Raw genomic sequence first — 25,092 nt, forward strand, 5'->3', positions numbered from 1 at the left:
TACCTTATATAGAAAAATCCCTGCAACAACTGCAGGGACCTTGGCTACCATAGTTTTTGTTTGAAACCTAGAAAGATTAACCGTGGCAACGGCCACCGCAGCGAAAACAATTAGAGCAACGGAAACAATTAGAGCAACGGAAGCAATTAAAGCAACGGAAAAAATTAAAACAGTTAAAGAAGCAGCTAAAGCAGCTAAAGCAACTAAAGCAGCTAGTGCAACGGGCACAGCTACCGCCAAAGCCACCGGTAATACCGATCTGCGCAACTTGATTACCGTTCGGGTCCCAATTAACCGCCTCAGTCGAATTGAAATCGCCAACATTCAACGCTTGGAGTTCGTTATAGAACTCATTCATTCTTGCCACCCCCAAATAAATTATCAAGATGTGCTATGAACATGAAAGGGGAAACCAATAATAAATAGTCCATAAACACACTCCTTACCAATTTATGAACGATGGGTGGGTAATGCTACTAATTTCAACACCTATTGTTTACGAATAGGCATGGAATATTTCAAATTGTTTCGTCAAACTACTGTTTAAGTAAATCTTTGTTTCCAAAGATCAGCTATTTTATGGCTTAATAACAGCAATGGGACAAACAAGGCGACAACAATTAGAGATAAAATAATATACTAGTATCCAGCAAAACTTCTTGATACAGCAATTTAAAAAGAATCAAGTTGTAAGGCAATATAAAGGCTATACTTGTCCATAATCCAGGAACGTATCTACTAAGAAAAAGCGCCTCTAGTGGGTGAATAAAAATATTTAAAGCAAAAAATATAATGGCACCTATAAATAAATATATAACTCTGTAGTCACTGAGCTGATTAAAAGTATGGGTACAGCAAGAAACAACACACACAACCATCGTGAACTGGCCCGCGGTTAACTCACCATGTTATTCTCATCACCATGTACCCCTCTGTAGATTCCATCCAACGTACAGCTAACCGATGCAATGATACCTTCTTATTGATTTTTAGTAATACTATCTTTTCCAAGTCAAATCAATGTAGTCTTTCACCATCATGATTATTCATTTGGGCCGATTACACGATTACGAATGTCCAATTCCCCCTTACCCTCTGCACGCTTAGATAACGTATTACGCCAGTTAGGTGCTAGGAGTTCACAAGCAGCAAGTCTAGCTGCTAACTCTAAATCATGTTTTTTATTGTGCATAACATCATTGCAGTTAGCCACAGTCCATTCTGGGAATGATCTTTTTTGAAGTTTGAGATAATCTCCTGCTTGAATCTCTCCCTCTTTAAGAACACGAAAATACCATCCTGTTAAGCCCTCTTGTTGTATTTGTAAAGCTAAATCTTTTATCCTCCAGTGTCTTGCTGGTCTCCAACATGGTTGCCTTGGTTGTGAAACTTGAACAACAGCCTCACCAATATGAAATATATCACCGATACATAAATCATCTTCAGCGATATTTTTAACAGCTAAGTTTTCACCAAATGCACCAACGGAAAAATCTGGTCTTTGTAATTTTTTTTGCCAATAATCATAATGTGAAACGGAATAGACAAAAATTGCTTTTTCCAGTCCACCATGATTCTTAAGATCCGCCTGTCCATCTCCTTTAAGGTTTGTTTTTCCCACCCAAACTTTCCCTTGAAGAGGGTATTTTACAATACCAGTCGTCCATTCACGATCCATTGGATGTTTTGCATCTTTATTTCCCAATGTTCGCGGTTTTCCTACCATTATCTTATCTATAAAAGGTTGATTCAAAGACATCAGACTCCTATTAAAATTTCCCTCATTCTATTCCAGCTTTTTATAATTTTGGTCTAGTAATGCACAACCTTTACTATATAAACTTTTTTCCTCTATTCACTCCATCAATTGGAAATACGTAATGAATTGGTATAATATAATAGATATAACCTATGATTTTAGTTGTAGTTACTTGGGGGGGAATTCGATGGAACTGAAACAATTGGAATACTTTATCGTATTATGTCAAGAGCTGCACTTTACACGAGCGGCTGAGAAACTAGGCATTGCTCAACCTTCCTTAAGTCAACAAATCCGCTTACTAGAGCATGAAGTAGGCATACCTTTGTTTGAGCGCATTGGCAAAAAAAACATACTTACTGATGCAGGGAAAACATTGCTACATCACAGTTACAATGTGTTTCATGAAATTTCTCAGGCACGTGCGGCGATTAGCGAGCTTCAGGGATTAGAGAGGGGCTCGCTCAAAATAGGCTCCCTACTCACAGTTGTTAATTACTTGCTTCCCCCAACAGTTATCAATTTTCACAATGCTTATCCGAATGTGGAACTTTCTATACAAGGGTTACGAACTGGAGATATTTACAAAGGGCTCTTGCAAAATGAACTTGATTTAGGTATCGTGTTTTTGCCCATAGAACATGTCGACCTAGAAGCCATTCCCCTCTATCAAGAAAATCTTGCTTTTGCCGCACCTAGAGATCATATCATTGCAAAAGAAGCATCTGTATCACTTCAAGTTTTAAAAGAAACTTCATCTATATTATTACCTGAAACCTATTTCCTGCGACAAGTCGTTAATGAACAATGTCGTTTATTGAATTTTGCACCTAAACCAGTACTTGAAATGACGACTATGGATTCTATCATCCAAATGGTAAGCAAAGGCATTGGCGTCACGATACTACCAAAAGCTTACTTAGATTATATTGACAATCTTCAAATTAAAACGATTCCTATTCAAGATCCAGTAATCACCACACAAATTGGCATCGTTTATCGAAAGAACAAACATTTGTGTGCAGCTAGCCGTGTTTTTATGGAGCAATTGATTGCAACAGTAAAAGACGAACGCTTTAACTAGGCTTTATCCTGAAAAATTTTTGTGCACTTCAATACTTTCTAAACCCTGTTTTAAAAAAGAGGAAGGTGCCCAATCAGCACCTTCTTTTAGAACCTATCCCTTAACATCAGCTAAACTTGCACCAAAATTGATATGATATACATTTTCATCGATCACCAATGCTGGGACAGATTTTACCCCAACCTTTTCTGCTTCATCAATACGATTTCGGTCTGTACCAAGATGGACTACTTCTGTAGTAATTCTTGATTTGTCAAGATAATCAAGAACCATTTGCTCCGCCTCTACACAAATTGGACAACCTGCATGATAAAAAATCGCTTTTGACATTTCCTCTTCATCTCCTTCATTTTTTTGTAGCATTGCTACTTAATTTCTATTATAGAAAATACGAAAAAGGTAAACAATACCAATTCTCCTATGGTTATCATAGGTAAATACAATAGATTTGTTTAATCGATACAGTTTGCTTTTGCCTTTCAAAGTACAAACAGACCGCTTTGACTTTCGCTCCAGCTATGTAGAGCAAAATAGAGTACAACTTTTTATACTTTCTTTTCTCAATCGGGTGACTCATCATACCATTAAGGTCAAATAACCGAAACGCTAAACAAGAAAAACGCTTTGAATATAAAAATACGGAGATATAATGTATTTTTGAAATTCACTCAAATAGTCTAACCCTAAATAAGCGAAAACCGCAGAAGTACATAACCACTTTAAAAGTCGGTTATATACTTCTGCGGTTTTTTATTATCTCAGAACAATAAAGACGACAAACAACACTTGATAATGCGATTAATACACTGACTGTAAATACAATATGTTTAGTCTTTACTCATGGGTGTATGAACAGGAATCGCAAAACACAAGTAATCGCGTAAAAGAAACATTAAGAACTCGTGCTAAAAAGATTGTCGCATTCAAACTGATGACTCGCTTGGTGTTGATTATAAGTATCCTCTTCGGCGATAACTGAAACAACCCCATTTCGAACGATCTCTTACCTAGTTACTCATCATAATACGCAAATGCAGGGTAATATCAGAGGCTGCCAAAAAACCCTCGAACTATTCGTCCAAGGGAGCATAAAACACACTTCAATATTCAACTAAAATTCCCAATACCTATTGCCACCATGCTATTTCAACTCTATCAACGCCACGCATTCCACATGGCTGCTTTGTGGGAACATGTCGACGGGCTGGACTTCTTTCGTCCGGTAGCCGCCGACCTCTAAAATTCGTAAGTCGCGCGCTAACGTCCCTGGATTGCATGAAACGTAAACGACTTTTTTCGGTTTATATTCTAATATTGTTTGTAACAGTTTTTCGTCGCATCCCTTACGTGGAGGGTCGACGACTAAGACGTCGAACTGTTTGCCTTCCGCATACCATCTTGGGATGACGTCTTCCGCTGCGCCCGCTTCGAAATAGGCATTCGTGATGCCGTTCAATTCCGCGTTTCGCTTGGCGTCCTCAATTGCTTGAGGAACGATTTCGACTCCATACACTTCCTTAGCTTTTTGAGCAAGGAACAATGAAATCGTGCCAATTCCGCAATATGCATCGATGACCATTTCGTCACCTGTCAGCTGTGCATATTCAAGAGCTTGTCTATAAAGCACTTCGGTTTGTGCCGGGTTTACTTGATAGAAGGAGCGTGCCGAGATTTCAAACTGGATGTCGCCGATCGTGTCGATGATGAATGATTTGCCGTATAAATGAATTGTTTCATTCCCGAAGATGACGTTCGTCTTCTCGCCATTGACGTTTTGCATGATCGACGTCACTTCTGGCACGACTCGTTTAATGAGTTCGACGACTGCTTCTTTCTGCGGGAATTTTTTCTTTAGCGTTACAAGGACAACCATGATTTCCCCTGTCGCCTTCCCTTTCCGAACAATCAAATGCCGAAGCATGCCAAGGTGAGTCTTTTCGTTGTACGCCTCTAATCCAAGTGCATGCATTTCATGCTTCAACGTGGACATAAGCTCATCCGCTTCTTCGCTTTGAATGATGCAGACGTCCGTGTCGACGATATGATGGGTACGGGACTTATAAAAACCCGATACGACTTTGCCGTCCCGTTCAGAGAAGGGGATCTGGGATTTATTACGATAGCGCCACGGATCTTCCATCCCTTTGACAGGATGGACTGGTACGTGCGGCAATTTCGCGATCCGGTCGATGACGTCGCGGACTTGTTTTTGCTTTTGGATGAGCTGGGCTTCGTAAGATAAATGCTGCAGCTGGCAACCGCCGCATTCCCAGAAAACATGGCACGGAGGTTCGATGCGATCGGCAGATGGCTTCGTTACGTTCAACAGACGGGCAAAACCATAGTTCTTTAACGTTTTCCCAACTTTGACCTCAACTTCCTCACCAGGCAATGCACCAGGGATGAATAACGGATAGCCCTCCACTTTTGCTACGCCCGATCCGTCATGTGTCAAATCCTCCACATGGACTGTAAGACGATCATTTTGATTTACTATAAAAGACATGATATTTCCTCCAAATTTCGTATGTACACAGTGTAGCATGTTTTTCTCGACGAGACGAAAAAACAGACGCCATCATGACGTCTGTTTCACATTAGTCTTTCTTATTCACCGAACCGTCTAGCGGCGCGATGATAAATGCGACGACAATAGCCGCTATCAAAATGATAAAAGGAGCATAAAAAATTATGAAATCAGTCATGCCACAAGCCTCCTTTACGCATGAAAATCCTCTTTTCCGCTAACATAGTTTTTATTAAACAAGAACAAACGCATGAGCAAGACGAGCGACGGGATCAACAGGCAAAGTCCAAGAATGAAAGCGACTACGAGCGAGATCGCCATCGCTGGATTCGTGAAGCTATCATATATCGTCAAATGCGGGTAGAGCAAATAGGGATAATGCGATGCTCCGTATCCGAAAAACGCGAACGCGAACTGACCCAGCAGCAATCCGAATGCCCATCCATAACTCCGGCGTTTCCATAAAAGCCAAACCGTTCCGACAAATAATAGGAACGAAATTAGAAACATCGGCCAGAATGCCTGGATGTTCGTGTAATGCTCAAAATTATGTTTGCGGAGCTCAAATATGATGCCGCCCGCTGTTACAATCGTCGGCAATGACCAGATGAGCGAATATTTTCGGAGCAGATCGGTTGCTCCCTTATCCCCTGCTTTATTCGCATACCACGTCAGGAATACTGCCGAAATATAAAGCGTCGCAGAAATACTAAGGACGACGATCGACCACGTCAACGGACTTGTGAATAACACCCAGTAATCGAGCACTGGAGCTCCATCGACCATTTCAATGAAGCCGCCTTCCGAAATCGTCAGAACGATTGAGAGCGAAGCGGGAATCAACAGCCCCGCAAGCCCATACATGAATGAATAGCCTTTGTGACCTCTTGCCCCGTACGTTTCAAACGCATAATACGAACCGCGAATTGCGAGCAGGATGACACCGATGCTGACAGGCACCAATAACGTCGTTCCATAATAAAATGCGGTTTTCGGGAAAAAGCCGATGATTCCTACGAAAAAGAACACGAGAAATACGTTCGTCACTTCCCAGACAGGGGATAAATAACGCTGGATGACCTTTGTCAAAATCCGCTGTTTCCCTGTCAGCAAGCTGTATGCATTAAAGAACCCCGCGCCAAAATCAATGGCACCGACGACAATATAACCGAAAAGGAACGTCCAAAGAACCGTTATCCCTAAAATCTCCAAGTTCATTGCACATCACCGCCCTTTTCCATATGCCGGTCTTCTAGCTCACGTTCGACCGGGTTTTTGCGGAACATCCGGCTCAAGACGACGACGCTTCCGATGCCGAGGATCACATAGAGCAATGCGAACAGCATCAGCATCAAGTCTACATGCCCGCTCGTTGTTGCAGCATCTTCGACACGCATAATCTTACGCAGAATCCATGGCTGTCGTCCGACTTCCGCAAGCCACCAACCCGATTCAATGGCGATGATAGTCAGCGGCGCTCCGAGGACGATGAGCCAGCGGAACCATTTTGTCGACACACGCTTCCAGCCACGGTTGACGCCGATCCAGTACAATGCGGAGAGGATTGCCATCCACATGCCAATGAACACCATTATATTAAACAAATAATGGATATACAGCGGTGGAATTTCATCTTCTGGGAATTGATCCAGACCAATCACTTCCGCTTTCGGGTTATTATGTGCGAGCATGGAAAGTCCGAATGGAATTTCAATAGCATACTTCACTTCCCCGTCGCTCATGACTCCGAGCAAGACGAGCGGTGCGTTTTCCTGCGTTTCAAAATGCCATTCTGCCGCAGCAAGTTTTTCAGGTTGGTACTCCGCCAAATACTTACCGGAGAAATCCCCGATCAATGCTGTTGCTATAGAGAATACAAAACCCAATTTCATTGTTAAATAAAGTGCTTTTTTATGATAAATATGGTCGGAGCCCTTTATTAACCTGAACGCTGCAATCGCCGCAAGCACAAATGCCGCAGTCATATACGCCGTAATGACGACATGAGCAACCTTCGTCGGCATCGCAGGGTTGAACATCGCGATAATCGGATTGATGTTGACGAGTTCCCCATTTACAATATCGAATCCTTGAGGAGCATTCATGAACGCATTCACCATCGTAATGAAAACAGCAGAAAACGAAGCACCGATCGCAACCGGCACTAGTAGCAGCAAATGCTTTTTCTGATTTTCGAACCGATCCCACGTGTATAAATAAATCCCGAGGAAAATAGCTTCAAAAAAGAAAGCAAATGTTTCCATGAAAAGCGGCAATGCGATAACATTCCCTGCAAACTCCATGAAATTCGGCCATAATAATGACAGTTGCAAACCGATCGCAGTCCCTGTAACGACCCCGACGGCGACTGTAATGACAAAGCCTCGTGCCCACCGTCTAGCAAGCAAAATATAATGTTCATCGTTTTTTCGGATTCCTACCCATTGAGCAATCATGATCATGAGCGGGACACCGACGCCAATCGTCGCGTAAATGATATGGAAAGATAAAGTCAGTTCCGTTAAGACACGCGAATAAAAAACGGCTTCTTCATTCCCCATCTATTCTTCCTCCTTACCCTCCAAATATTCTCCCCACAATAGAAAGCAACATGATTCCCGCCACGACAAAGACAAGCCACATGAGCCACCTCTCTTGTTTCTTATACACGGGATCCCTCCGTCCTTTGAATTCCTCTTCCCTATCATAAGATACTGTTTTATACTTTTCCCTTTTTACGATTGATATAACAGGATTGTCACAGTTATTGTGAAAAGTTTTCAACCGGAGTATTGCTCTTGAGAGTATTTAGAATCTTGTGTATAATGGTGGGATAAAGAGAGGTGAACACAATGGAAATAAAAAGAAAAGTTTTAGCCTACATTACAAAGGATGAACATGCTGAACGGAAAATCCTTGTGTTCGAGCATAAAGATCATCCGGAAGCAGGATTGCAAGTGCCTGGCGGAACAATTGAAGATGACGAACTTCTCATCGATGCACTTTACCGGGAAATTGAAGAGGAAACCGGCATCCGGCGAGAACAGCTTCAGTTGAATGGCAAAGTGAATAAGATCAATTATTTTCCTGAAAACCGGAAAGATGTCATTCATGAAAGGAACATCTTTCACCTTACGTTTACCGGCGAGGATGAAAACGAATGGGATACTTGTGTCAACAGCAACGGCAAAGACAACGGCATGATTTTCCACTGTCGCTGGATTCCTGTCCATGACTTACCCGCTCTCGCTGCAAAACAAGATGAAGCGATAGATTTTATTATTTGAACAAAAAGTAAAAGCTGCGTTGGATGTTAATCCAACGCAGCTTCTTCATCTTCACGGTCATTATCAATTCGATCCTGCTCTCGCAATTGGTCAAGCGGAGCGAACATTTCGATATGGCGGTATCTGTTTTCAAACGTGGCAGGAAGGGTTCCTCCGTACTCTCCGTCCAAATTCAGCAGCACTTCTTCAGACGAAGTGATTGTCACTTTTGAAGGCTTGGCGGAAATAACGAGCGGATCATCCAAATGCTCCCCGCGCAATGCTAACGTGACGATTCTAATGAATTCGGCCATATTGCATTTTTTCAAAACTAACAATGTGAATTTACCGTCATTAATGCTTGAATCGGGCGCCAATTTTTCAAGGCCACCGACGGAATTGGTCAAGCCGACGAGGAAGAGCATTACCTCTCCTTCGAATACTTCATCATCATACTCAATTTTTACGTTACTTGAGTGGATGGATGGGAGCATTTCAATCCCTTTCAAGTAATAAGCAAGCTGGCCAAGAACGGTCTTGAGCTTGCTCGGCACCTCATACGTCAGCTCGGTCATTCTTCCGCCGCCTGCAATATTGATAAAATGACGGTCGTTCATCAAACCGACGTCCACAGGAATCGTCTCTCCACGGATAATGATGTCAATTGCTTCGTCAATATCTCTTGGAATCCTCAGTGCCCGCGCAAAGTCGTTCGTCGTTCCGGTCGGAATAAGCCCGATTGTCGGTCTTCTTTCAAATGGGGACACTCCGGCGACGACTTCGTTCAACGTTCCATCCCCGCCTGACGCAATGATGATATCGAAGCCACGTTCCACAGCTTTTTTCGCTGCTTCTGTCGCATCGCCTTCCCCCGTGGTCGCATGTACGGATGTTTCATAGCCGGCCTTCTCCAACTTTTCTAGAACTTCAGCTAGATGCCTCCGGAATATTTCACGTCCTGCTGTCGGGTTATAAATGATTCTTGCACGCTTCATACATGTTCCCTCTCAATTCATACAAATTGCAACGCGCTTGTATGCGTTAATAAACCAACAATTAGTCGCTTACTTGGACTATCCGTCCTGCTAAAAAGTTCCCATTACAGCATCATTTAGTCTGTTGCAATGCTGGCATGAACGTATTCCGAATATCTTCGTAAACAGCGAGCCATAATTCGGGCTGTGTTGTATATTCCTTCATTAATTCAGCAATGAATTCTTTTTGCTTTTCATCAAAATCAGGCGCTTCTTTTGCAGGGAGTTGTTTGCGACGTTCCAGTACGTCTTCTTGGATGGACGCTGCGCGAGGACCCCATTTTGCAAGTACTTCGCCTTCTTGATCGAGCAGTAGGTAGATGGGAATCGATCTTCCGCCATTTGTCAGGTACCTGTCGATCAAATCAGTATCTTCATCGCGATAGACAGCTCGCACGTCCAAGTCTGCGGCTTCTGCAAATCGGCGCAAGATCGGATTGTTCATCATTGCGTCTCCGCACCAATCTTCCGTTATGACTAGTATATTGGGCTTTTCCTTTTTTGCTATTTCGATAAACGCATCATCTTGAGGCACGTCGAATTTTTCGTAAATGTCAAAGCTGTTTTCTTTATGTTTCTCCATCTTGTCCATATAGTCTGCAAGTGAGATTGCTTCGTCAAAATACTGCTTTTCAGTTTTCATTGCTGACACGCTCCTTTTTCTTAAGTGTAAGGCTATTCGCTGTGCGAATCAAATAGGATGCCAAACAAAAGCGAAGGGCGCTCGAAACCACTGCTCGTACCGCTTCGCTTTTACTCGCAAAAGCTGTTCTCCGTCAAAGCTTTAGCTGCGATAGGCATAAGGCAAAGATACGGAGTGGCGTTCTTTGCCACGCAGGAACTTTGATTTATGACCCGAGCGAATCGAACTGCGGAGGGTTCGATTTGCCTTAATTTCTGCGCCCTTTGCAGAAATTAAGGCAGCATTCTAGCGCCCGTAGCTGGATATGGATGTGTGCAAATCAAAACGCCCTATACGGAGACTTTCGCAAGACCCGTATAGGACGATTGAAGATAAAGATTATCGCTTTTTAATTTCCTCAAGTAGGATTTTATTAACCATTGGCGGGTTCGCTTGCCCTTTTGTCGCTTTCATAACTTGTCCGACGAGGAAGCCTACTGCGCGATCCTTACCGTTTTTGAAGTCCTCGATTGATTGTTCGTTCGCATCGAGTATTTCCGTTACGATTGTGCGGAGAGTACCTTCATCGGAAATTTGGACGAGGCCTTTCTCTTTTACGATGTCAGCGGCGTTTCCACCGTTTTCAATCAATTCTTTGAAGACTTTTTTAGCGATTTTAGATGAGATCGTACCATCCGTAATTAATTTGATCATGCTGGATAGACCTTCAGGAGTGAGCGCTGTGTCATGAAGCTCTTTTTGTTCGGCATTCAAGTACGCGGATACTTCACCCATCAACCAGTTGGAAGCGAGTTTCGCATCAGCCCCCGCAGCTATAGTTGCATCGAAGAAATCGGACATCTCTTTCGTCAACGTCAAGACGTGCGCATCGTATTCCGGTAGGTCAAGCTCATTGACATACCTTGCTTTACGAGCGTCCGGAAGTTCCGGAATCTCTGCACGGACACGATTAATCCATTCTTCGTCGATATGGATTTCAGGCAAATCAGGATCATTGATGAAACGATAATCATTCGCGCTGCCTTTTATACGCATGAGCACGGTTTGTCCCGTCGCCTCGTCATAGCGGCGCGTTTCCTGTTGGATTTTACCGCCTGAAAGAAGGATCTTTTCTTGACGCTCAACTTCATTCGCAATCCCTCTGCGAACAAAGTTGAAGGAGTTCAAGTTTTTCAATTCGGTTTTCGTTCCGAATTCCTCTTGACCTAACGGACGTAAAGAAATATTAGCGTCGCAACGCAAGGAACCTTCTTCCATACGAACATCAGAAACGCCTGTATATTGGATGATCGCTTTCAATTTCTCTAAGAAAGCATATGCCTCTTCCGGTGAGCGGATATCCGCTTTCGTGACAATTTCAATTAATGGTGTGCCTTGTCGGTTCAAGTCGACGAGGGAATAACCATTTTCAGAATGCGTCAATTTACCAGCGTCCTCTTCAAGATGAACACGCTCGATGCGGATTTTTTTCTTCTTTCCATCGACTTCGATTTCAATCCAGCCGTTTTGGCCGACAGGACGCTCATCTTGAGAGATTTGAAATGCTGCAGGATTGTCCGGATAGAAATAATGCTTCCGGTCGAAGTTCATAACTCTTGCCACTTCACAGTTCAATGCGAGTGAAGCTTTCATTCCGAAGTCGACCGCGCGTTTATTCAACGTTGGCAATGTTCCCGGGTATGCCAAGTCCTTCACATGGATATTCATATTCGGTTCAGCACCATAATGAGATGGAGCCGGTGAGAAAATTTTCGTATCAGTTTTCAGTTCAACGTGGACTTCAAGTCCGACAATCGTTTCAAAGTTCATTATTCATTCCCCTCCCCAAGCGTCGGAGTGCGTTTATGGAAATCTGTCGCTTGTTCAAACGCATGCGCCACTTTGTAAATGAGCGCTTCATCGAAATGCTTTCCAATTATTTGGAGACCGACTGGCAATCCATTCGAAAAGCCGCATGGAATTGAAATTGCCGGCACGCCAGCCAAGTTGACAGACACTGTTAAAATGTCGTTTGCATACAAAGTCACTTGGTCTTTCACGGCTCCGCCGATTTCATATGCCGTAGTCGCACTCGTCGGTCCAACGATTACATCATAGTTATCGAAAACGGATGTAAAGTCTTGCGAGATTAACGTACGAACTTTCATCGCTTTGACGTACAAGTCTTCATGATGGTCCGCGCTAAGTGCATATGTGCCATAAAGAATCCGTTTTTTCACTTCCGTGCCGAATCCTTCTGCACGTGAGCGCAAATAGATCTCTTCCAAGTTTTTCGCGCCTTCTGGACGGTAACCGTAACGGATTCCATCAAATCTTGCAAGATTGGAAGACGCTTCAGCAGTAGCAATCGCGTAGTACGTAGGTGAAGCGTATTTAGAATGCGGCAACGTTACTTCTCCTACAGTTGCGCCAAGGGATTCAAGGACTTTCAAGGATGCGCGGACTTTGTCTTTCACGTCTTCTTCGATGCCCTCACCTAAATATTCCTTAGGAACTGCGATACGCAAGCCTTTAATATCACCAGTTAAAGCGTCTTTGAAATTAGGAACTTGTTGTGGTGAAGAAGAAGAGTCTCTATAATCCACACCTGAAATGGCATTTAATAATAGTGCATTGTCCTCAACAGTCCGAGTGATCGGGCCGATTTGATCCAAAGAGGATGCAAATGCGACAAGACCATTACGGGATACTCTTCCGTATGTCGGTTTCATTCCGACGACTCCACAAAACGCAGCCGGCTGGCGAACAGATCCGCCCGTATCCGTACCGAGCGAGAATGGTACTTCGCCCGCAGCAACTGCAGCCGCGGAACCACCTGAAGAGCCGCCCGGCACATAGTCTAAATTCCATGGATTATGAGTCGTTTGGAAAGCTGAACGCTCAGTTGTAGAACCCATTGCAAACTCGTCCATGTTTAATTTACCGACACTGACCATGCCCGCTTCGTTCACTTTTTCAACGACTGTTGCATCATAGACAGGAACGAAGTTTTCCAGCATTTTGCTTGCACAAGTTGTAGTAGTGCCTTTTGTAATAATGTTATCTTTAATTCCGATTGGCAATCCGAAAAGCGGTCCTCTAGCTTCAAGCGATGAGTTGTCCAACATTTCCGCTTTCGCTAATGCTTCTTCTTCCGTCAACGCTAGGAATGCTTTCACTTGACCATCCAACGCAGCGATTTGCTTAAATGAATCTTCGGTCACTTCTTTGACAGAGACTTCCCGGTTATGTAAAAGTGCTTGAAGTTCTGCTGCCGTCTTTTTCATTAACGTCATGTTACATCCTCCTAAAAACCGTTATCACAGGATATTCGGAACTTTAATCATTCCGGCTTCATGCTCTTTTACGCCCGCTAACATTTCATCCCGGTCTAATACATCTTGTGGGACGTCTTCCCGAAGCACGTTGAATAGCTGCAACGGATGAGTCATCGGCTCTATATTATTTGTATCAACTTCTTTTAATACATCTCCAAATTCTACAAGATCGGAAATGATTTCAGAAAACACTTCCGCCTCTTGATCCGAAAAGGCGATTCTTGCAAAATTCGCGAAGTACTGTACGTCTTCTGGCGTAAATTTCGTCATTTGATTTCCTCCCCAATTGCAATTGTACGACTTATCATACCACCTTAGCGGTATGTTGAAAAGCAACTGCGCATCCATGGCACTTCGGTGCTGGCGCCATTTGTCATCCTACATTCAATAATCGTAAATGTGGATGAACGGTTCATCATCCCCGGCTTCCTTGACAATTAGCGCTTCCGGACCATTTACCGAAGTGATACTAACTTCGACATCGATATCCGGAAAATACTTGATAATGTGATCCGCTAAAAACTGTGTGAAACCGATGACTTCACTCTTCCCAAAAAATTGAATTGGTATATCAATAGAAATGGATTCCATACGATTTTCTTTGAAAAAAGCTTTCCCGATTACATTTACGAAGCTAGGGAAATATTCATCGATATCTTGTTTGAAATTGCTGAACGTTCTATTGATTTCAATATAATTGTCGATATCCGCGGGAGCAGGGAACACCACATACCGCTCATTCACTTCTTTCCACCCTGAAGCGGATGATTTTCCTTTATCAGCAAAAGCAGTTGCGAAATAGGTTCCCGGAACAATCGCATTTCTCTTTTCCTGTTTGAACAGTCCGATGACGATCGGAATATCTTGGAATCCCTCTTTCGCACGCAGCCTGCTGACGATTTTGTCTGCCATGGCGATGCCTTGTTTTTCAAGTTCCTTGTCAGTAATATTCGTTTCTTTCCCGCTTTTATCATAGTGGACTGAATTCAAGGCAAGTCCGATTGATACACCGGATAATCGAACTTTCTTATCATCCGTCATCGTCAAATAGTTTTGTTCGATAATATGCGCCAAATAAATCGGTTTCTCTTCAGCATCTTCGCCTTTTGCTTCGGGCGGATTCAAACCTTGTTCATTCACCGAGCTTCTGGCAAGCCATGCCTTTGCTGTCGCTGCATCGATATATTGTCCTTCTTGGAAAAGATAGTTTTTCGTGTCGAAATGTTGGGCGGATAAGCGTAATAATCCTTCCTCTGCTTCCCCAATATCGTATTTCGTATATATATTGTTCACGACAAGGCCGCGGCTTGCGCTCTTCTTGAGCGGGGTAAGCACTTTGTAATATTCATCATCCACTTGGACATTTGGAATCATGACGGTTTCTTCAACCTTCTCCTCATTTTCCTGGATGACTTCCTCTTTGTTGGGTCCAATTGACGGTAGACAGCCGCCCAACAAAAGGACGGCAGCAATGGAGGGTAGTATAAATAGCCTTTTCATTCAAAATTACTCCTTTTCGCCGAGCGCGTCGACCAACTCTGTTTCGTTCCAAACCGTAATTCCGAGTTCTTCCGCTTTCGCAAGCTTAGATCCGGCTTCTTCCCCCGCGATAACGAGATCCGTCTTTTTGCTGACACTCCCGCTCACTTTCCCGCCGAGCGCTTCTATCCGCTCTTTCGCTTCGTTACGTGTCAGTATCGAAAGCTTGCCCGTCAACACTACCGTTTTTCCGGCGAAAGGTCCTTCAGTCGGAAGCTCCTGACGCGTTCTGCCTTTATAGTCCATATTGACGCCGTATGACTTCAACTTGCCGAGCACTTCAAGTACATCCTCATTATTGAAAAATTGAATGACTGCATCCGCCACTTTGTCGCCGATTTCATGGATTGACGTAAGCCGTTCCGCATCCGCCTTCGCGATTTCGTCCATCGTTCCGAATTCCTCAGACAATATATGAGCCGCCTTTTCTCCGACATGCCGGATGCCTAGGCCGAACAGCAGCTTCTCCAAGGAATTGGATTTGGATGCATCTATTGCTGTCAGTAAATTCGTCGCCGACTTCTCTCCCATCCGCTCAAGAGATAACAGCTGTTCTTTTGTCAAGCCGTAAAGATCTGCAACGTCATGGACGAGACCTGATGTATACAATTGATCAACGACTCGCTCGCCGATACCTTCGATATTCATCGCATTGCGTGAAACGAAATGGATGAGCGCTTCTTTCATCTGCGCGGGGCATTGCGGATTAACGCAACGGAGCGCCACTTCCCCTTCAATCCTGACAAGTTCGGAATCACAAACAGGACAATTGTCGGGCATATAATACGGTTCTTCATGACCTGTCCGCTGCTCGAACAATACGGTGACGACTTCTGGAATGATATCCCCCGCCTTACGGATGACAACCGCGTCGCCGATTCGGATATCCTTTTCTCGGATGAGATCTTCATTATGGAGGGAAGCCCTTGCGACAGTCGTTCCGGCTACTCGGACCGGCTCCAAAATGGCGGTCGGTGTGACAACACCCGTCCTCCCGACACTTAACTCGATATCAAGAAGCTTTGTATGCACTTCTTCCGCAGGGAATTTATAGGCGGTTGCCCAACGCGGACTTTTCGCCGTAAAGCCCAGTTGCTCTTGGTCTTCATAGCTATCCACTTTAATGACGATTCCGTCGATTTCATAATCAAGGTCTTGCCTTTGATCCTGCCAGGATTCTATATATTCGATTACGTCTTCGATTGTTTTGCACCGTTTGCTCTTCTTATTCGTTTCAAAGCCGATTGAAGCTAGATAATCGAGCGAATCGGAATGGCTGTCCTGCCCATAAGCAGCGCCGTCTCCGCCAATGCCGTATATGAATACAGCAAGATTGCGGCTTGCGGCTATTTTCGGATCCAGTTGGCGAAGCGAGCCAGCCGCGGCATTCCGTGGATTCGCGAATGGCTCCTCTCCGTTTTCATCCCGTGTTTCATTCAGTCTCATAAATGATTTTTTCGGCATGTACGCCTCTCCGCGCACTTCAATTGTAACCGGTTCGGTGAGCTTCAACGGTATGGTCCGGATTGTCTTCAAATTGGCAGTAATGTCCTCTCCTACCGTCCCATCTCCACGTGTCGACCCTTGGATGAACGTTCCATTTTCATATTTCAATGAAACGGCAAGGCCGTCAATCTTCAATTCACAAATATACGAGACTTGACCTGCCCCCGCTTGCACCCGTCTGTCAAAGTCACGGATATCCTCTTCGTTGAAAACATTCGAAAGGCTCAACATCGGATACTCATGGACGACTTTGCTGAAACCTTCGAGGATTTCCCCTCCAACTCGCTGTGTGGGCGAATCAGGGAAGATCAGATCAGGATTCACCGCCTCGATGGAGAGCAATTCCTGCATAAGACTGTCATAGACGGAGTCCGACACAATCGGCCGGTCTAGCACATAATAGGCGTGTCCGTACTCTTTAAGCAGCTCATTGAGTTCCTGCACTCGTTTTTCGGCTGCATTTCGATCTATTTTTAGATCCATTCTTTCCTCTCCTTACGCTTTTTCTATTGGTGCGAATTTGGCAAGGAGCCGTTTGATGCCAACTGGTTCCGGGAATGCGATATCGAGCTCCAAATCGTCTTCTTTCCCTTTTACACTGACGACCATGCCTGTCCCCCAAGATTTATGAGTCGCCTTATCGCCAGCTTTCCAGCCCATCTTTTCTCCGCCGCTTGATTTATAGAGCGGCCTTTTTACAGCAGGTCGCACCGGTGCTTCCTGTCTTGCATATCCGCCATAAGAAAAGCCTTGATTATTATTCGATGTCACTTCAATGATTTCATCTGAAATCTCGTTAAGGAAACGAGATGGATTATTAAAACTCGAGCGGCCGAACAATGTCCGGTTAGCAGCGCAAGTTAAATAGAGACGGCGCTCCGCACGGGTGATTGCAACGTAAGCAAGCCGACGTTCCTCTTCCATTTCTTCGTCATCACCGATCGATCTTGCATGTGGGAAGATATTCTCTTCCATGCCAATGACGAAGACAACCGGGAATTCGAGTCCTTTTGCTGCATGCATCGTCATAAGGACGATTTTTTCCGAGGATTGGTTCTCTTCTTTATCCAACGAATCAATGTCGGCAATCAGGGCAAGATCTGTCAGGAACGCGACGAGCGAGCGGTCTCCTTCCTCTTCTTCGGCCCTCTTTTCGAAAGCTTCCGTAACAGAAAGAAATTCCTCGATATTTTCTAATCGGCTTTCTGATTCAATCGTCTTCTCACGAATGAGCATATCCCGGTAACCCGTTTTCTCCAACACTTGCTCCACGAGCTCTGAAACGGATAAGTATTCCTGCATTTGCGTAAATCCAGCAATCATATCTCTGAACTTCGAAGCTTCGTTCGCAGCTCTTGCTGTCAGCCCCATGAAGTGGACTTCCTGCAATGCGTCGAATACCGATCTATCGTTTTCAATCGCAAATTGCGCCATCCTTTCAAAAGAGGTCGCGCCGATGCTCCGTTTCGGTTCGTTGATAATCCGAGCAAGCGCCAAATCGTCATCGTTGTTTGCAATCAAACGCAAATAAGCGAGCAAGTCTTTAATCTCTTTTCGATCATAGAACTTCGTGCCGCCGACGATTGTGTAATCTAAATTGGATTTCACAAGATATTCCTCGATGACACGTGATTGTGCATTCGTCCTATACAGAATCGCAAACTGATCAAGCCTTAAGTTTTCGAGTTCTTTCAGTTCGATGATTTGCTGTACGATGAACTGGGATTCGTCTTTTTCATCAGATGCCTTATATATTGTAATCGAATCACCCGCGGCATTTTCAGTACGAAGTTTTTTGTCGTAGCGGCTTCTGTTGTTCTGGATAACGTCATTCGCCGCCTGCAAGATCGTTTTTGTCGAACGGTAATTTTGCTCGAGTAAAATGACGGTTGCATCTTTATAATCCTTTTCGAAAGAAAGGATATTGCCGATATCAGCACCGCGCCATCTGTAGATCGATTGATCGGAATCGCCGACGACGCAAAGATTCCGGAATTTCGCAGCGAGCATGTTGACAAGGCGATACTGTGCATTGTTCGTATCCTGATATTCGTCGACATGGATATATTGGAATTTATTTTGATAAAATTCGAGGACTTCAGGGACGCGTTCGAATAACTTGAGAGTCATCATGATGAGGTCGTCAAAATCGAGCGATTGGTTTTGTCTCAGTTTTTTCGTATAGCCTTCGTAGACATCTGCAATCGTCTTCTCATAAGGGTTATGTGGATTGATCTGTCCTTTATACGTCTCCGCATCGATGCATTCGTTTTTCGCTGAACTGATTGCACCAAGCATTGCACGCGGATCGTATTGCTTCGGATCGATATTGCGCTCCTTCAATACATTTTTGATAGCCGTCAATTGGTCGGAGGAATCGAGGATCGTGAAGCTTTTAGAAATTCCGATGCGATCGATATCCCTCCGTAAAATGCGGACGCACATCGAGTGGAATGTTGAAACCCACATCCTTTCGCCAGAGCCGGGGCCGAGCAATCCATCGATCCTTTCCCGCATTTCGCGGGCTGCCTTGTTCGTAAATGTGATCGCTAATACATTTGAAGGATACACGCCTTTTTCGACGATTAAGTACGCGATCCGGTGTGTCAACACCCTCGTTTTCCCGGATCCTGCGCCTGCCATGATGAGCAGCGGTCCTTCCGTCTTTTTTACTGCGCGGGCTTGTTCGGGGTTCATGCCGACAAGCAGATTTTCCGCGATTTCTTTCATACGTAATCCCGCCTTTCAAAGAACGTTTGTTCTTCATTATACCTCAAACTATGTCAATGGGATACCGATTTCACTGCTTCAACAGTCGAAAGGGCAGCCTTAAAGTCTTCGTAAATAATATTGCCGACGATAACCGTATCAGCTAATTCGGCCATCATTTTGGCGTCTTCCACATTTCGGATTCCGCCGCCGTAAAATAACCGCGTCTGTTCGAGGACGCGTGCGGCTGCTTTCACAATTGCCGGATCCCCAAGCGTTCCGCTATATTCCAAATAAAATACCGGCAGATTGAACAGATGCTCTGCCATCCTTGCATAGGCGACGACATCTTCTTCGTCTGGAGCTTCTTTTACGCCTGTAAGATTCGCTGCCTTGCATTCGGTATTTACAATTACATAGCCTTCCGCTATAACTTCATCCCAATTCATCATATGGCCATATTCCTTCAAGGCCTCATGGTGAATGCCGTTCACCCACTTCGTATCAGTCGAATTCAGAACTGTCGGGATGAAATAATAATCGAATCCCATCGTCACCGAATCAACAGTTGACACTTCAAGTGCGACAGGTACTGAGAAGCGTCGGATGCGTGCTAGCAAGTCGAGGACATTTTCAAGCGTAACGCCATCGGTGCCGCCGATGATTATGCCATCCGTTCCGGATTCTGCAAGCCGCTCAAGCTCTTCGTCCGCCAATTGTTTGGCGGGATCCACTTTAAAGGCGTGGCGCCATGTTTTATAGTCCATTTTGTCTACCACCTAATTTTTCAATTGCATATTGGATGCACCCCATTCTCATGGAGCGTCTGCTATTCACCAGTATACCAAAAAAACGGACGGATTTCTCCGCCCGTCCTGAGTATAGACAAAGTCGTTTTTTGACTTTGATTCGAGGATTTTCAGCCTACTACTTATCGTTATTCTCCGCAAGCTCTGGATAGAGGCGGTCCAATACTGTGTTATAGCCGCCGGATCCATAATCTACGCAACGCCTTACCCTTGAGATTGTCGCAGTGCTCGCACCCGTTTCATTTTGAATCCGGTCATACGTCTTTTTCTGCCTCAAAGCATGAGCAACTTCCAAACGCTGAGCTAATGATTGCAGCTCGCTCATCGTCGCAAGATCATCGAAGAACTTGTAGCATTCCTCAAGATCTTTCAATTCCAAGATGGCTTTGAATAGCTGATCCGTTTGTTCACTCCGGATTTTATCAATTTGCATATGTTTCCCCCTCTTTCACTGCTTAAGGTGTGTACGTGACAGATTTTGAAATTCCGGAATACGTAGGGATAATATGGATCCACGTCTTGCCTGGAACTAGTTTAGCGGGAACTCCATTTTCCATCGGTACAAGGAAGCCTTCGACGTTTTTCCATTCCAGCTCTTTCACGTTGCCAGCTTGAAATAGGATCGCTTTTCCGCCGCTTTCAATATCGACAGACTGTCTTCCGACGTTGTCGATCGTACGATGGTCCGCTTCCATGACGATGATATTGGAAAGTCCGACTTGTTCTCCGTTCGCTTTATCCATCGTAAGGATTCCATTCACCATCCGGTTGTACGTTTCCGTTCCTGGATCGTATGAAAACGTATTGATGAAATCCTGACTAGAGCTGAAGCGGACGACAATCATCGATGCACTATCCCCTATTTTAGCATCCTCTACCGATTCATGGAAAGTAAATGGAGGTGTCTTTGCAATTTCGTCTGATGCCCCGACCTTTTCCATTGCAGCTACTATGTTTTCTCCTGTTATATACGAATTATGAGGAGCTTTGCGTTCAGTTGATCTTTTGAATAAAGTTCCGTCATATTGCATGCCGTTTACATTTTCGACATACCTGTTTGCGAGTAGCTTTTGTGCATCGGGGCTATAGCCATGAGCAACGTAAAATGCATCCATCCCTTTTGCAAGATAAATGAAATAGTCACGTGCACTTCGAATCGGACCGACCGTCTCTGGCAATTCACTTTGGAACAACGCTAAAAACCTCGTAACATTCCCTTCCGCCATGAACTCATAAATGATGTCCGCCTGGCTTATGCCCGATTGTGGTCTGGCATGGGGATGATTGTTAATTGTTGCAAGCACTGGTCTTGCCCATTTTTCTTCCTCGCTTAACATGCCCGTGAATGGCTCTCGGTAAAGGAGTGATCCTTCTTCCTCAGGCTCCTCGATCGGCTCTTCTTCAGTTTCGACTTCTTCTATCTCTTCCGGATCCGGAACAATCTCTTCCGCGCCGGCTTTCTCTTTTTTTGAACACGCTGACAGCAACAACAACATGATGGCCAACGCTAGCAGCCATCCTCTCTTTTTCCCTTTCATCCTTTCCTCCTATCTTTCCGTCGCCGGAATGATTACTTCATTTTTCATAACTTGATAGAGCCCCACTTGTGTTGCACGTATGTACGGTAAATGGGTTGACTGTAGGAACAGGAATGTGTAGACGGCATCGCCATGCTTGTACCCCCGCTCAGCTAGCGTCTTCTTCAATGCAATTTCCTGTTCGATCAAAACTTCCATACGCTCCGACGATAAGCCCCCACCGATTGCAAGCGGGATTGATAATATAACTTCGCCTTCTTCAACGAGCACCATGCCACCCTTCAAACGTTTCATTTCCCGGAACGCTTGCAGCATCGCCTTTTTGTCTTTCCCGATGAGGATGATGTCGCCAGTATTGGAGTAGGAAGACGCAAATCCTTGCACATTATTTGCGAAGCCTTTAATGAACGTATTCACGCGCCACTTCCCATTTCTGTCGATGAGCATGAGGAAGCTTTCGTCATGATCAGTTGACAGCTTGTCCACTGAAAGATCGAGCTTCACTTCATATGGTTTCGTAATGACGTCATTCACCATTTCAATGCCGACTGCATCATTAAACTCAAATTCATTTTCGGCCAAATCGAAGTCCGGTTCGAAATCCGGAACGAGTGACCAATCGACGCGATTGAACTGTTCAGTCGATGCATTTTCGCGTTTCAACCATTTCCCTTTTGACAAGACGTCTGTCGGTACCGGATTCTTTTCGTCTTCTAGGAAGTTAAGCGTTGCATATCTTCCTGTCGCAATGACGCCATGCACATCATCGACGCCGTAATAGCGCGCAACATTATAAGAAGCCATTAAATACGCATCGATCGGCTTCACTCCCGCATCGAGCGCAACTTGAATACATTTGTCCATGACGCCATCAATATGGAAAGAAGGTGTCGAGCCGTCCGTCGTCATCATGAGATGGTCGAAAACGTCCAATTCCTTGTCGATGACACCTTGTAACAGACCAGGCAAATCTGGTCGTATCGACGAGTGGCGCAGTGTCACTGCATACCCTTGCAATAAGCGCGCTTCCACTTCATCTACTGTCATCGCTTCGTGATCGCCGTCTACGCCTAACAATTTCATCCTCGCAAGCGTCCGCTCGGAAGCCCCTGGGAAGTGGCCTTCTATCTTTTTCCCAGCTTTTTTTGCTGCGACAACAGACGCCGTCATATCCGGATCGCCGTTCATAAGACGCGGCCAGCCTGTCAGCTCTCCGCCCATCAACACATCGTCACGCTTTAGCCATTCACGAATCGCCTCTAAATTGAAAACTCCCTTTTCATCTTGCAAAACCGTTTGGGAATCAAATCTTGCCCACCAATAAAATGAAAACGGCAACTCGTTCAATTGGTCAATCAATTTGAATGCCCTTTCATTTCCAAGAAGCAAGAAAAATGTCAAGTTGTCTGATAGGAATGTCGTCGTCCCAAGCTTTCCCGCGTAGTCGGCAAAAGTTTCAGGATTGTACAGTTGGAAAGGATGGACATGCGGCTCGATATAGCCGGGAACAATTTTTTTGCCCGTTGCATCAATGATTTCTGCGCCATCTGTCATCGCAGGCATTCTTTCACCCGCATAGACGATTCGGTCTCCTTTAATCCATATATTTCCTGTCACCCATTTTTTAAAGATGGAATGAAGATACGTTGCGTGTTGAATAATGAGATCGGGTGCTATTTTCCCATTGATAATGCCTAGTTGCTGCTGAATTTCACGTTCGTCCCACATATCAATAAACCCCTTTTGAAGAGTATTCTATATATTTTATCGTAGCATAGCAAACAACTGAAAGGTAGTGCCTGAGTTATATGAAAACTAAAAAAATAATAATTTGAACGCAAAGCAACGGTGGCATAGGTACCTCGTTTCTTTTCAACAGAAAAGAGGGTATCCCTTATGACTTTTCCTAAACAATATTCATCCCATCACTTATAGAAGTAGCCGCTGCTTCACTTTTAGTGCAGATGAAATTGCTGAATGTAGTTACACTGAAAGCAAAAGAAAGGGCGAGCAATTTGGTATATAATAGCTAAGTGTAGAAGTCATAATGAGTATGATAAATAGATAAATTCAACTTCTATATCTTTACTTTACCAAAGGTGGGAACCAGATGAATGCTGTTCGATTATTACTAGTAAACTCATTTTTAATGAATGTCAGTTTTTTTGCTTTTATTCCTTTTTTGTCTGCGCATATTACAGGGAATTTAGCGCTTTCTGCCGGGATTGCCGGTGTTGTCCTTATGCTTCGGCAATTGGTGCAACAAGGAACATCTTTTTTATCGGGCATACTTGCCGATCGATTTGATTATCGGATTATGATTAGTTTAGGCATGATTTTGCGTGGAGTCGGCTTTGTCTTATTCGCTTTTTGCAGAACACCGCTTGAGTTGATCGTTGCGGCAATTATCACTGCGCTTGGTGGATCGTTATTTGAACCGACTAGTAAAGCGGCGTTTTCCATTTTTACTTCCCCTGCTAAAAGGGGAGAAATATTTGCACTGGACAAAATTGTTCGTCATTCGGGGATAATTTTTGCTGGAATCATGGGAGGCATCTTGCTTCAATTTGACTTTTCCTACGCTTCCTTCGTGTGCGGCGGTATTTTTATTCTTAGCGGGTTGGTCACATTTCTATACTTGCCGAATGAAAGAGTTCAAGTTCCGAAGCAATCTTTGGCAGACTCGTGGGATAAAGTCAAATCGGATCGTCGGTTTATCTTTTTTACAATCAGCATGACCGGATTTTGGTTCATGTTCATGCAACTCTATTTAACGATCCCTCTCCATGCTGTCAATGTATTCAACAACCCGACATTCATTTCAAGTTTATTCATTGTATATGGAATGATCGTTGTGTTTCTACAGTATCCTTTGCAGAAATTGACGAAACGTTTCCATCGATTAACTGTGATTAAATCAGGGATGACCATTATGGGGATCGGAATCCTACTGCTTGGAAGCTCCACGAGCATCCTTTTATTTTGGACAGGCTTTTGTATGTTTGCTATAGGTATAATGCTAGTGGAACCGACTTCGTATGAATATACTGCGGAAATTGCACCTCCGCAATTTTCTGCCAGCTATTTTGGGGTTGCTTTGATGGCGATGGCGGTGGGAGGTGGAATCAGCCAAGGGGCAGGCGGCTGGATGTATGAACATATGCCGATTATTAATTGGGGAATCAGCGCTGCTGCCGGCATAGCCTCTGCATGTTGTATCCATCTTCTGCACGGCTGGACCCGGAAAGTAGAGAAAAGAAGACAGCCTACAGAAACCTATTAATAGACTGATTTCCTTGGAATCATAGTTCATGTATCTTTCATATCCGATTCGAGAAAGCTAAAGATAAATTATTAACTG

The 25,092-nt window shown here is 44.3% G+C and carries 23 protein-coding genes; 4 read left to right on the forward strand and 19 right to left on the reverse strand.

Features of this window, described 5'->3' with window-relative positions; translation table 11 throughout:
* Window positions 1–82 precede the first annotated feature (82 nt).
* Window positions 83–397 (forward strand): hypothetical protein, encoded by a 315-nt coding sequence (locus tag AC0L13_RS15375; RefSeq protein ID WP_473641092.1) that lies wholly within the window; start codon window positions 83–85, stop codon window positions 395–397.
* Window positions 398–620: 223 nt separating this feature from the next.
* Here AC0L13_RS15375 and AC0L13_RS15380 read toward each other — a convergent pair whose 3' ends face one another.
* The gene (locus AC0L13_RS15380) at window positions 621–878 is read right to left on the reverse strand and encodes an HXXEE domain-containing protein (protein ID WP_473641094.1); all 258 of its coding nucleotides are present in this window, start codon (window positions 876–878) and stop codon (window positions 621–623) included.
* Window positions 879–1,042: 164 nt separating this feature from the next.
* Window positions 1,043–1,759, reverse strand: a complete 717-nt coding sequence (locus AC0L13_RS15385; RefSeq protein ID WP_473641096.1) for an MOSC domain-containing protein — start codon at window positions 1,757–1,759, stop codon at window positions 1,043–1,045.
* A gap of 187 nt (window positions 1,760–1,946) precedes the next feature.
* Between AC0L13_RS15385 and AC0L13_RS15390 the strand changes: the two genes are divergently transcribed.
* Complete coding sequence (locus AC0L13_RS15390; protein ID WP_473641098.1) at window positions 1,947–2,843, forward strand: LysR family transcriptional regulator; 897 nt, start codon at window positions 1,947–1,949, stop codon at window positions 2,841–2,843.
* 93 nt (window positions 2,844–2,936) lie between these two features.
* Here the strand turns inward: AC0L13_RS15390 and AC0L13_RS15395 are convergent, their stop codons facing one another.
* The 5 genes from AC0L13_RS15395 to AC0L13_RS15415 all read right to left on the reverse strand — a co-directional run bounded on the left by AC0L13_RS15395 (window position 2,937) and on the right by AC0L13_RS15415 (window position 7,931).
* The gene (locus tag AC0L13_RS15395; RefSeq protein ID WP_473641100.1) at window positions 2,937–3,173 is read right to left on the reverse strand and encodes a thioredoxin family protein; all 237 of its coding nucleotides are present in this window, start codon (window positions 3,171–3,173) and stop codon (window positions 2,937–2,939) included.
* A gap of 811 nt (window positions 3,174–3,984) precedes the next feature.
* Entirely contained in the window at window positions 3,985–5,349 is a 1,365-nt protein-coding gene (gene rlmD / locus AC0L13_RS15400) for a 23S rRNA (uracil(1939)-C(5))-methyltransferase RlmD (RefSeq protein ID WP_473641102.1), read from the reverse strand.
* Window positions 5,350–5,440: 91 nt separating this feature from the next.
* The gene (gene cydS / locus AC0L13_RS15405) at window positions 5,441–5,548 is read right to left on the reverse strand and encodes a cytochrome bd oxidase small subunit CydS family protein (RefSeq protein WP_473641104.1); all 108 of its coding nucleotides are present in this window, start codon (window positions 5,546–5,548) and stop codon (window positions 5,441–5,443) included.
* Window positions 5,549–5,562: 14 nt separating this feature from the next.
* The gene (locus AC0L13_RS15410) at window positions 5,563–6,588 is read right to left on the reverse strand and encodes a cytochrome d ubiquinol oxidase subunit II (RefSeq protein ID WP_473641106.1); all 1,026 of its coding nucleotides are present in this window, start codon (window positions 6,586–6,588) and stop codon (window positions 5,563–5,565) included.
* On the reverse strand, window positions 6,585–7,931 hold the full coding sequence (locus AC0L13_RS15415) for a cytochrome ubiquinol oxidase subunit I (RefSeq protein ID WP_473641109.1): 1,347 nt from the start codon (window positions 7,929–7,931) through the stop codon (window positions 6,585–6,587). The genes AC0L13_RS15410 and AC0L13_RS15415 overlap by 4 nt, the downstream gene beginning before the upstream one ends.
* Window positions 7,932–8,222: 291 nt before the next feature.
* Between AC0L13_RS15415 and AC0L13_RS15420 the strand changes: the two genes are divergently transcribed.
* Entirely contained in the window at window positions 8,223–8,657 is a 435-nt protein-coding gene (locus AC0L13_RS15420) for an NUDIX hydrolase (RefSeq protein ID WP_473641111.1), read from the forward strand.
* A gap of 26 nt (window positions 8,658–8,683) precedes the next feature.
* On the opposite strand, the gene AC0L13_RS15425 is transcribed toward AC0L13_RS15420, so the two are convergent.
* The 12 genes from AC0L13_RS15425 to AC0L13_RS15480 all read right to left on the reverse strand — a co-directional run bounded on the left by AC0L13_RS15425 (window position 8,684) and on the right by AC0L13_RS15480 (window position 23,459).
* Window positions 8,684–9,631, reverse strand: a complete 948-nt coding sequence (locus tag AC0L13_RS15425; protein ID WP_473641113.1) for a diacylglycerol kinase — start codon at window positions 9,629–9,631, stop codon at window positions 8,684–8,686.
* A gap of 112 nt (window positions 9,632–9,743) precedes the next feature.
* A complete protein-coding gene (locus tag AC0L13_RS15430) occupies window positions 9,744–10,313 on the reverse strand; it encodes a thioredoxin family protein (RefSeq protein ID WP_473641115.1) in 570 nt (189 codons plus the stop codon).
* 378 nt (window positions 10,314–10,691) lie between these two features.
* On the reverse strand, window positions 10,692–12,122 hold the full coding sequence (gene gatB, locus AC0L13_RS15435) for an Asp-tRNA(Asn)/Glu-tRNA(Gln) amidotransferase subunit GatB (RefSeq protein WP_473641117.1): 1,431 nt from the start codon (window positions 12,120–12,122) through the stop codon (window positions 10,692–10,694).
* Window positions 12,122–13,588: an Asp-tRNA(Asn)/Glu-tRNA(Gln) amidotransferase subunit GatA gene (gatA, locus tag AC0L13_RS15440; RefSeq protein WP_473641119.1), complete on the reverse strand. Its 1,467-nt coding sequence runs from the start codon at window positions 13,586–13,588 to the stop codon at window positions 12,122–12,124. The genes gatB and gatA overlap by 1 nt, the downstream gene beginning before the upstream one ends.
* A 24-nt stretch (window positions 13,589–13,612) precedes the next feature.
* Window positions 13,613–13,900, reverse strand: a complete 288-nt coding sequence (gatC, locus tag AC0L13_RS15445; RefSeq protein ID WP_473641121.1) for an Asp-tRNA(Asn)/Glu-tRNA(Gln) amidotransferase subunit GatC — start codon at window positions 13,898–13,900, stop codon at window positions 13,613–13,615.
* A gap of 114 nt (window positions 13,901–14,014) precedes the next feature.
* Window positions 14,015–15,130, reverse strand: coding sequence for a CamS family sex pheromone protein (locus AC0L13_RS15450; RefSeq protein ID WP_473641123.1), 1,116 nt, complete (start codon window positions 15,128–15,130; stop codon window positions 14,015–14,017).
* Window positions 15,131–15,136: 6 nt separating this feature from the next.
* Window positions 15,137–17,158: an NAD-dependent DNA ligase LigA gene (ligA, locus tag AC0L13_RS15455; RefSeq protein ID WP_473641126.1), complete on the reverse strand. Its 2,022-nt coding sequence runs from the start codon at window positions 17,156–17,158 to the stop codon at window positions 15,137–15,139.
* Between the two features lie 12 nt (window positions 17,159–17,170).
* Window positions 17,171–19,405, reverse strand: a complete 2,235-nt coding sequence (gene pcrA, locus AC0L13_RS15460) for a DNA helicase PcrA (RefSeq protein WP_473641128.1) — start codon at window positions 19,403–19,405, stop codon at window positions 17,171–17,173.
* 53 nt (window positions 19,406–19,458) lie between these two features.
* Complete coding sequence (gene pcrB, locus AC0L13_RS15465) at window positions 19,459–20,151, reverse strand: heptaprenylglyceryl phosphate synthase (protein WP_473641130.1); 693 nt, start codon at window positions 20,149–20,151, stop codon at window positions 19,459–19,461.
* Between the two features lie 160 nt (window positions 20,152–20,311).
* Window positions 20,312–20,626 (reverse strand): YerC/YecD family TrpR-related protein, encoded by a 315-nt coding sequence (locus AC0L13_RS15470; protein WP_473641132.1) that lies wholly within the window; start codon window positions 20,624–20,626, stop codon window positions 20,312–20,314.
* Window positions 20,627–20,648: 22 nt separating this feature from the next.
* Window positions 20,649–21,731 carry a DUF3048 domain-containing protein gene (locus AC0L13_RS15475; protein WP_473641135.1) on the reverse strand — a complete coding sequence of 361 codons (1,083 nt, stop codon included), beginning with the start codon at window positions 21,729–21,731 and terminating at the stop codon, window positions 20,649–20,651.
* A 9-nt stretch (window positions 21,732–21,740) separates the two neighbouring features.
* Window positions 21,741–23,459 carry an adenine deaminase C-terminal domain-containing protein gene (locus AC0L13_RS15480; RefSeq protein ID WP_473641137.1) on the reverse strand — a complete coding sequence of 573 codons (1,719 nt, stop codon included), beginning with the start codon at window positions 23,457–23,459 and terminating at the stop codon, window positions 21,741–21,743.
* 382 nt (window positions 23,460–23,841) lie between these two features.
* Between AC0L13_RS15480 and AC0L13_RS15485 the strand changes: the two genes are divergently transcribed.
* Window positions 23,842–25,014: an MDR family MFS transporter gene (locus AC0L13_RS15485; RefSeq protein WP_473641139.1), complete on the forward strand. Its 1,173-nt coding sequence runs from the start codon at window positions 23,842–23,844 to the stop codon at window positions 25,012–25,014.
* Window positions 25,015–25,092: the final 78 nt, after the last annotated feature.

Source organism: Sporosarcina sp. QA0331 (assembly GCF_055808055.1).